Source organism: Candidatus Binatia bacterium, assembly GCA_029248525.1.
Taxonomy (GTDB): Bacteria; Desulfobacterota; Binatia; order UBA12015; family UBA12015; genus UBA12015.
On record JAQWJE010000021.1, the window covers coordinates 1 to 7,674 of the forward strand.

The window sequence follows — 7,674 nt, forward strand, 5'->3', positions numbered from 1 at the left end:
GGATTTCTGTCAGCCCGCTAAAGGGCCTTCATGTTTCCTACCGTCTGGGGTCCTATCTGATGGTCGACTATCTGGGACGGAAGACCAAAAGGCTCTGATTCAGGGGGCGTGGTCTGCGGTTGTGCGACCGAGTTCCAGATCGGCCAACGCATTCCCGAATTGGCGCCCGAGATCGATATAGCCGTCTGCGTCGTAGTGCCAGAAGTCCGAGAATCCATAATCATCGCTGCTGGTGATCAGGGTCGTATTCTCATCCTGAAGTGCAAAATCGCCTTGGGCCTTTCGAATCGTGTCGAGGTGTTTCCAGAAAAGGTGGGGAAGTTGGGAGGGGGATACGCGCCCGATCGCGATATCGAGATTCTTGTTTCCCAGAGATCGTCGAACACTTTTCAGAAAGCGGTCCAGATTCTCGGGGTAGCGATTGGCGATCTCGGGGCTATGGTTGGCATCGCTTTCGCCCTGCATCCAGGCGATTCCCGCAGGGATCAGTCTGTCTGGCTTGGCGTCGCCGTCGATGTCCTTGTCGGATTTGGCCTGCGCCAGCGCCTTGAGGAAGTAGTCAAATTGGCCGCTCTGTTCCAATGCAGGGTCCCAGCATCCGAATTTCTTGGCCGCTGCGGGGTCCAGAGAGGTTCCGCCGTTGGCATATTTGAGAATGGCGATTCGTCGCTTGGGGAAGCGCTCTGCGATTGTCCGAGCAAAGGTCAATTCCATGCCGAAGCGATCGGAGTACTGGTTTGCCGAGCCATTGGATCGAAAGCCATGACCGTGCCCGGGTCTCAGTCCGGCCCAAATACCATTTCCGCCGGCGGATGAGCCATCCGGTGCGGGGTTGCCGTGGAAGATCATGACCTCGGGTTGCGGCACGGCGAGAGCCGCCGGCAGGTCCTGGATTGATCCATGCCCTTCCATGTTGGATTGGCCGCCGAGAAAATAGAGGTGGAAGTCGGTGGCAATGGCCTGAGTGGCCGTCGCGGAAATGGCCACGAGGGTGACCAGGAGCTTGATTCCTGTGGTCATCTTGTTTGCAGTACTAGTCGATTATCCCCTTCTGTCATACCTACTTCGGTGCGTTTTCTCCGGGTAAGTATGGTGCTTTGGCGGCATTTTGGCACCGCCGGGATGCGACTGCCCATGGGATGCGACCATGTCGCTCGTTCCCGGGAGGGTTGTCGATAAAAAAGCCGGAAACGGGGGGGGAATCTCTTCCGGGTTTGCTGATAGGGCTCCCGCAAGGCAAACAGAAGCAGGTCGTTTCCTCCCGATCAGCAACGAGGCCGGAATGGTGAATTCGAAAACGACCTTCATCTCTTAATCCAGAAACTCGTAGAGTACGCCATCGTCGGCGCGGCATCCGAAGAAAACAACGCATCCCTGATCGCCGACACGTTTCAGGTGGGGTAGTCGATCGCCCATCACAGTTAGCGATCCGGATCAAAGAAGCTCTGCATTCCAGCAACTCCTGCCTGCGGGGCGTTTTGTGTGAACGGTGGCCGACATACAGTTCCCGTTTGCGTTGCGGCGCGGTATTCGTCAAGCGCTATCGCGGAACGCAGATAGTCCCTGCTTATTCCATGGAACCCGACGACCCAGGATGCTCGATCTGCCGATCGCTGACCGGTGCAGCTGGCGCAACACCCCCATGAAACGCCGGTACGAGTCGGGCTTGGTAGGGTCCGAGTTCCCGAGTCCGCATTCGATCGTCGATCTGTTCGGCGATCAGGCGGGACATCTTCGGCGAGTAGTGGACGTAGTCCACGTACAAAACTTCCTTCATATCGCGCTGCATCTCTGCAAGCCACAAGAAGTTCTGACCGAGCGGCTGCTCTTTGGCACGTTCCTTCATCCGCGCGTATCCGGGACCCGAGCGGGCATGGGGCCCATTGGCTCTCCGCTTCGTTGTGAACGGGTGATAGGCCTCATCGAAGCCGTAGGTCGGTACCGGCTGCCAGATCCAGATCGTCTCCACCTCCCACTCCGCAGCGACCGCCTCTGCCATCCGCTTGTTGGAAAGGTAGCGTCCGATCACGTCGTCGAGCGAGTTCTGCGGTAGCGGCTTGGGGGGCTTGGGCGGCTTGGGCGGGTTGGTTTTTTTCAGCTTCGTCTGGACGAGCTTGACCAGGAACAGCGAGCGCGCCCAATCCGTGAAGCGGGTTGCTCCCCCTGACGCCAGTCGAGCCAGTGAGTTGTCTATCGAACGCTTCAGGTGACCGCTCAACTGCGGACTGAACTGCGGATTGCCACTGCGGTTATAGAAGTCGTTGAGACCGTCGATGAAGATCGCCAGGTCGGGAACGTAACCGTCCATGAGCAGCTTCTCGAAAAGCGTGCGTTCCTGAGTCGAGAAGTAGTAGCCGCGCCCGAAGTTGTACATGCGGACCGGTCGCTGTGAGCCCTCTTCGAGCAGAGGCTGGAGGCGGGCCGAAATCGTCTGCGCATCGGTCACGCCATGGTTGAAGGTGGTCGACCCGCCAAAGATGAAGACATTGTAGTTGGCGTCGTCCGGTGGCCAGGGGCCCTGATCGGGGCCCACCCGGAAGCCATGAGGACTGACGTTTACAAACTCACCCGCGAAGGCTCCCGGCTTGAACTGCGTGTAGGGCTCGTAGACGAATGTGTCGATGCGCCAGATCTCGGACATAAGCTTCTCGTACTGGGCATCCGTCAGCTCGGGATACTGGCGACGCGCGATATCGCCGTAACGCTCGGCCGGGCTAAACTGCTGAACACGCGCTCCGTCACTACCCAGAATCGCCTCGAGACTAAAATTCAGAGCCAGGAACAACAGCAGCGTGTTCACGACAATGATCGCACCGGTCTTGTAGCTAGCGATCAGAGCGCGAATCCCCATCAGAACCAATGTAGCAAATCCCGGTTCGGTTAGCAGCACCCTGTTTTCGCAAGGCAGGCGGTTCGCGGCCACGCTCCCGGGCAGTATTCTTGCTCTTCACCCTGCGCTCGGTGATCGAATTGGGCAGCCACTATTTACGCCTTTGGTCACCGACGACGGAGTCTGGATGCACCCCGATGGTCAGGCCTATTAGCGATGGGCGCTGCGCTGGCAAATCACGGCCAACAAAACGCCGCAAGAGATCCACCAAACCGGTCTCGCCGAGATCGCGCGCATCCAGGGCGAGATGCGTCGCCGCCCAGCGGCTCCGCCACGGGCGGGAAGGCGAGTCGGAGACTGCTAGTGGCAGGGTTCGGCTGGCTGGTGGCCCGATGCGATTGCGGGCGCGTTAGTAGGTTCTGAATCGGACTGGTTCATGGTTTGACTGTCGTTCATTAAGTGCAACTCTCCCAAGGGTTTGATGGCGGTTTTCGTGGAATGTGGTCCCGATTTCGGCGGGTGCCGAAATGCTCCGGGCAACTAGCTGTTGTAGAGCAAATAAAAGTTGCGTCAAAGATTCCGGGGCAGTTCAGAAACTTTATTTCGCGTATCGAACACGTTTTATCGGGTCGGCTTTGTCGGGTGCTTTGAGCGAGCAACGGCGTTTGGCTTCTTCTTGCCTGAGTATGCTTTTCGTTTGTCGTCGCGCTCGGACTCGGGGGTAATGCCATTGGCTTCAAGGTTCTTCCGCATCGCGGCCCAGATGCGCTTGGCGGTCTCTTCAGCGCTCATCGGTGCCGCCTCTGCTGATCGAACCGTAGACGCTCGGCTTCGGACATCTTTGCGCGGGTATCGCGGTCACGTTGCTCCTGCTTCAGCGCGGCGAACAGTTCCTTCAGTTTGCGGTGGTCAGCGCGGGGGCGAATGAAGTCGAAGCCGGTTTCGATTTCCCGCACGCCGGCGTTACGCTTAACCCCAAACTTCCGCCCACCACCGCAGGCCTTTTCGCCTCGATCGGACTAGCACTAGTCGCGCAGGCCCCTGCCGACGCTTCTCGATGCTTTGGCGTGGCCCAGGAGATCGCGGGGTAGAGGATCGGCGGGTGGGCGGATTGATTGATCCGCGAACCCTTGTCGGAGTCGAATAGACGCCCCGAAGTCCCAGAGATCCGGCAGTCCCTGAGCGTTTCCAACCTCGGCGCAACCGCCCCGCTGAGAGCCACGAATAGAATCGCGGCGATGTAGTCACCTCGGATTTAGCGGAAAGCTCACCGCACAGAGGATCTGGCCGGAACAAAGAAGCCCAGGCTCTTGCCCGTACAGTCGGATAGGAGTCCCCCGTAGCTCCAAGCGGAGGGGGGCGACGGACTCCCCGTAGACTAGAAAACCTCTTCTTCTAATCCCTAGAAAAGAGTCTTGGAGAGGTACTAAAAACTCCAGTCTCTCTTCTATTATATTATATATAATAGATGCGGAAACTCGGGTCTGGCGATTCCTCAGTGTTCCTCTCGACTTATGGCAAATCCGCGACCAGTCGAACACGTCCAAATATCCAGTCGAACACGTCCAGATACCCAGTCGAACACGTCCAACTCAGATCGGGCAATCTGGGAATCACGCAATGGACGCAAGGGCTTTTGCCGATTCTCGGCTTGGGCGAAAGTGAGAGTTTGGGTTTTCACTTTTGCGCCTTTCTCCCAGCGGCTCTGCTCTCCACCAGATAGATGCCCGAACGCTTGCTGATTCGGGCGTAGCTCTGCGCCAGAGCTTCGGACTTCTGGAACGTCCAGATCCGGTCTGCGGGCGGGCAGTCTTGTTGCCCCGGTATGGCTCGGCCAAGATCCCCGGCTTTGAAGATTCCACTCACCTGCTCGGCGGCATGGGGCCAGAACTTCGCAGCACCCCGAACCGGCAGGTTGCTCGTCCCCAGGCCGATCTCGTGGGCGAGGTTGCGAAGCGAGATGCCTCTGGGTGCATTGCTCCTCGGATGCAGGGTACTGCGGATCAGTCCAGCGATACCGATGCCGACAACAGCGAACTGCGCCTTCAGCTTCAGCGTGGCGGCAGGGATGTGGGCGTATTGGTATTCGTTCCCGCCATCGGCTTTCGGCTTAACCTTTCCGCGAATCACTTTAAGGATCTCACCGTGGGCCTTCAGCCCGCCATCAGACTCGACCAGCACGGGCTTGAACTGTCCCCGTCCTTTGGTGGCGAGCTCAAAGCTGGCGAGGCGCTGGGCCTCTTTGCGTAGACGCTGGAACGCTCGCCGGTCTGCCTTCCGTTCGTCGCCTTCGCCCCGGAGCCAGCCCGCCACAATCGACTCGGACAGAACCAGTGGCCGGCCGCGTTGCTGTTCGCAAAGGTCTGTCACGATGGCGAAAGCCACGGCGAGCTTCGGAGACAGAGCTTTTGCGGCAAGGGTGCGTAGAGTATCGGTATCCAGAGCGCCCGTATCGACCCCTACAGGAATCTTCCAGCGCCAAGGGTAGCGGTGGGCCTTCACCTGCACGAAAGCACCCGGCAGAGGATCGATCCTGGCCGTCCCGTTGCGCAGGGACACCACCAGCGCACAGAACGCTAGAGGCACCCGCGCGGATGTTCGAGGGTCAGCCATCAGTAAATCTGGCTCCCGTCTGCATGGTCTGGCCCATCGGCATCGCGCTCAGTGGGCGGGTCATAAAGCACCGAAGCCCCAGGCACCGAGAGCAATGCCGCTCGCATGGGTCTCCCGCTGCGAAGTTTCGTGGTCCGAAGCACAGACATAGTTTCGCCCAACTGGTGCTTCAGCGTCTGTTCGGGAGGCCCACCAGCGGCCACCTCTTCTGCGGTGATCGCGCAGGAGCCAACGCCCGGAGTCATGCCCGCCCACGGTAGGCCCGCGCCGGGAAGTCTGGTTCCGGTATCGGCTGGCTTGTTCTTCTTTCCTGCGGGCGGCCCGGTTTCCTCCGATACGCCATCCATAAAGCTGTGCCCCGTAGTGAGCGAGAAGCCTGCTGTGATCGCGTTTCCGATAGGACCGGGGGCGGCGTACCAGATCATGTTCTCATCTTCGCCATTGCGAAGCTGCCTGCTGACTCCCCCTGCAATGTCGGAGGCGAACCAGATGGCAACCTGCTGATCGGTCGCGGTCTGCTTCAGAGTGGACGAAATGATCTGGTAGCGGTCATGCGATTCCGGCTGGCGACCATCGGCGGCGGTGTTCGGCCCGTCGTCACGCTGCCCAACCATGAGCCGCTGTAGAGGGTCCACAAATACGATGATCTGCCGGTCTGGGTTTGCTGCGCGTACTTCGGTAATGCTTTTCCGCACCCAGATATCAGTCGCGGCATCGGGCAGGCGCTTGATGATGGCATCCCCAAGTTGGTCGCGGGCAGTTTCGCGGGCGGTAGCAAGATCATCGGCCCAGCCTTTGCCAGAGCCTTGCAGGTCCAGGCGGTTCACCAGATCATCGAATGAGACTGCGGGCGCGTGCAAAGCCTTTGCCCCGTGCCGCTCTATGTAAGCCTCCAGCATTATCCGAGAGAGTAGGCGTGAAACCACTTCCCCCTCGTCCAGCTCGGCTGAAAGGTAGATCGGAATAGCCCCAGCGCGGGCGGCATTGGCGAGCAGGGTGAGCAGCAGAATGGTTTTGCCCGATCCTGCGGGCGCACCAACTCCGATGAAGTCACCGGCAGCAGAGCCGCCTTTCAAGATAGTATCCAAAGCACCGATCCCCGTGGGGATCTTGGGCGGGCGGTTGGCGAGGTTGTCGAAAGCTCGGTCCATGTCGCTCCAGTTCCCGCTCGTGGGGAATTTCTCCGTGGCGTTGCTGGGCGAGCCTGCGCGAGCGGTTGCATATTCATTTTCAAGATCAATTTGCATGGGAAGCCTTTTGTGTGGCGCGATCGATCGCGTCTTGGGGGAAGGTTTTAAGGAAGTCAGTGGCGATGCGTCCGGTGCAGTGGGCGTGCAGACAACGCACCCAGCCGAGAGTCTGGCCTGCGCCTGCGGGGAAGAGGACTGCGCCACGGGTGCCGCTCGTGTGCTGGTCTGCGAACGGGCAATGAACTTCGGCGCGGTCGCCTTTGTCTCGGACGATCAGGCCCGCATCGCTGAACAAGATGCCCAGCACGGAGTTCTGCCAAGCCGCATCTGGCACGGCTTCGTATTCGATGCGCTCCTTGGCGGGCGGGGCGTGCATCAGCACCCGATCAACGTCGATCGGATCGCCAAAGGTCTGCTCTGCAAACCAGAGGTGCTGGTTATGCTCAGGGATGGCTGAGTCGTAGAAGAGACGGGCCGAATCCATGGCAGCTTCATCCGGCGCAATTCCGTAGCGCGTCAGAAGCGCCGAAGCCCAAGGCATTACCCGCTCGAACTCCTCGGCAGTCATGGGGCGCGTCACATCAAGCACGATCCGAAAGCGCGGCGTCTGCTCTGAGTGGTTGAAGCTGGGAGTGATTGCAGCGCGTGTGCCTCCCAGAATCTCGCGAATCTCCAACAGGCACAGTTCGGTTTCGTCGATATCGAAAACCAGAAAGCTCACCGCCAGCACGTTGCGCTTGGTGCGATGCCGTACGCCGTGGGCATCTTCTCCAAACTGCGCTGGCGACCAAAGCCCCAGACAGTCGGGCTTCTGGAATCCGCTGCCAGACGCCTTCTCGGTGAGCGAGGCTGTTGGGTAGACCTCCGGGGAGCGATGCCAGTCGAACCAAGCGTCCAGTCCAAGGATCGCGAACTCGTAAACGGTCTGAGCGCCAACGCTTTTAAGGCGTGGAACAGTAGAGACAACACGCCGGGAATCTGGTAAAATGAAGTCACCTTTTGTGCTTATGTTTTGCGCGACGGTCTGTCGGGAAGCAGGCC

The 7,674-nt window shown here is 59.4% G+C and carries 7 protein-coding genes; 1 reads left to right on the plus strand and 6 read right to left on the minus strand.

What is annotated here, in order from left to right:
- Positions 1-99: 99 nt before the first annotated feature.
- From P8K07_05225 to P8K07_05235, 3 genes are all read right to left on the minus strand, one after another.
- Positions 100-1,020, minus strand: a complete 921-nt coding sequence (locus P8K07_05225) for a sialate O-acetylesterase (GenBank protein MDG1957925.1) — start codon at positions 1,018-1,020, stop codon at positions 100-102.
- Between the two features lie 547 nt (positions 1,021-1,567).
- A complete protein-coding gene (locus tag P8K07_05230) occupies positions 1,568-2,851 on the minus strand; it encodes an SGNH/GDSL hydrolase family protein (GenBank protein ID MDG1957926.1) in 1,284 nt (427 codons plus the stop codon).
- A gap of 600 nt (positions 2,852-3,451) precedes the next feature.
- Entirely contained in the window at positions 3,452-3,622 is a 171-nt protein-coding gene (locus P8K07_05235) for a hypothetical protein (GenBank protein ID MDG1957927.1), read from the minus strand.
- Positions 3,623-3,693: 71 nt separating this feature from the next.
- Between P8K07_05235 and P8K07_05240 the strand changes: the two genes are divergently transcribed.
- Positions 3,694-3,921, plus strand: a complete 228-nt coding sequence (locus P8K07_05240; GenBank protein ID MDG1957928.1) for a hypothetical protein — start codon at positions 3,694-3,696, stop codon at positions 3,919-3,921.
- A gap of 586 nt (positions 3,922-4,507) precedes the next feature.
- Here P8K07_05240 and P8K07_05245 read toward each other — a convergent pair.
- The 3 genes from P8K07_05245 to P8K07_05255 form a co-directional block, all read right to left on the minus strand.
- The gene (locus P8K07_05245) at positions 4,508-5,443 is read right to left on the minus strand and encodes a hypothetical protein (protein ID MDG1957929.1); all 936 of its coding nucleotides are present in this window, start codon (positions 5,441-5,443) and stop codon (positions 4,508-4,510) included.
- The gene (locus P8K07_05250; GenBank protein ID MDG1957930.1) at positions 5,443-6,690 is read right to left on the minus strand and encodes a DnaB-like helicase C-terminal domain-containing protein; all 1,248 of its coding nucleotides are present in this window, start codon (positions 6,688-6,690) and stop codon (positions 5,443-5,445) included. The genes P8K07_05245 and P8K07_05250 overlap by 1 nt, the downstream gene beginning before the upstream one ends.
- On the minus strand, positions 6,680-7,674 hold a 995-nt coding region (locus P8K07_05255; GenBank protein ID MDG1957931.1), incomplete at its 5' end, for a hypothetical protein. The genes P8K07_05250 and P8K07_05255, both read right to left, overlap by 11 nt.